A 1,225-nucleotide genomic window follows, 5' to 3' on the forward strand; every position below is an offset into this window, starting at 1 on the left:
ATTGACCTGAGACCCATCTTTGCTCCAGCTCAGTGGAGAGTCCGGGGTTTCATTTCTGGCCTCATGCGGCCTGTTTTTCCAGTGCCATTTTCATGGCGAATTCGCTCGGCGTGATGTTGCCCAGTGCTGAGTGTGGTCTGTGCCGGTTGTAGTCCTCCTTCCAGAGATGGATCGCCGCCCGTGCTTCCGCGAGGGTGGAAAACAGCGTTTCGTTCAGGCATTCGTCGCGGAACCGGCCGTTGAAGCTTTCCACGAAGCCGTTCTGCATCGGCTTGCCGGGCGCGATGTAATGCCATTCGACGCCGCTCTCCTGGCACCATTTGAGGATGGCCATCGAGGTCAGTTCGGTGCCGTTGTCGGAGACGATCGTGCAGGGCTTGCCGCGACGGGCGATGATGGCGTCCAGTTCCCGGGCCACGCGGGCGCCTGACAGCGACGTGTCCGCGACCAGCGCCAGGCATTCCCGCGTGAAGTCGTCGACGACGGCCAGAACCCGGAACCGCCGGCTGTCCGTGAAGGCATCGCTGACAAAGTCGAGCGACCAGCGCTCGTTCATCCGGCCCGGCGCGATCATCGGCCTTCTCGTTCCCAGGGCCCGCTTGCGGCCACCACGCCTGCGAACCTGCAGCTTCTCCTCCCGGTAAAGCCGCCGTAGCTTCTTCTGGTTCATCACCATCCCTTGCCGTTCAAGCATGATGTGGATGCGCCGGTAGCCGAAGCGCCGCCGCTGCGCGGCAACCGTCTTCATCGCGGCTCGAAAGACGGCATCATCGGGCCGGATGCTTTTGTAGCGAACGCTCGAGCGATCGACGAAAAGAGCCTTGCACGCCCGACGCTGGCTCACCCCATGCTGATCGCAGGCGTGGACCACAGCGCTTCGCTTGGCATCGGGCGTCACCATTTTTTTGCAGCGACATCCTTGAGGATGGCGTTGTCCAGCATCTGCTCGGCCAGCAGCTTCTTCAGTTTGGCATTCTCTTCCTCCAGCGCCTTCAGCTTGCGCGCATCGGAAACGTCCATGCCGCCAAACTTGGCCTTGTATTTGTAGAACGTCGCTTCCGAGATCCCGTGCTTGCGGCAGACATCCGCGGTCTTCATCCCCGCCTCCTGCTCCTTCAAAATCGCGATGACCTGTTGTTCCGTGAACCGTGAACGCTTCATTCGTCCGTCTCCTCGATCAGACGGACTCTACCAAAAACTGGAGGAGATTCAGGGTCTCAGGTCA

General features: G+C 60.7%; 1 protein-coding gene. It reads right to left on the reverse strand.

Annotated features, from left to right (window positions below; genetic code table 11):
• Window positions 1-61: 61 nt before the first annotated feature.
• Window positions 62-1,161 (reverse strand): IS3 family transposase gene (locus CKW40_RS42230; protein WP_095205386.1). Its coding sequence is split into 2 segments (ribosomal slippage): window positions 62-909 and window positions 909-1,161, totalling 1,101 coding nucleotides; the frame shifts between segments, so codons are not numbered across the junction.
• Window positions 1,162-1,225: the final 64 nt, after the last annotated feature.

Origin of the sequence: Mesorhizobium carmichaelinearum (assembly GCF_900199455.1) — a bacterium.
GTDB lineage: Bacteria > Pseudomonadota > Alphaproteobacteria > Rhizobiales > Rhizobiaceae > Mesorhizobium > Mesorhizobium carmichaelinearum.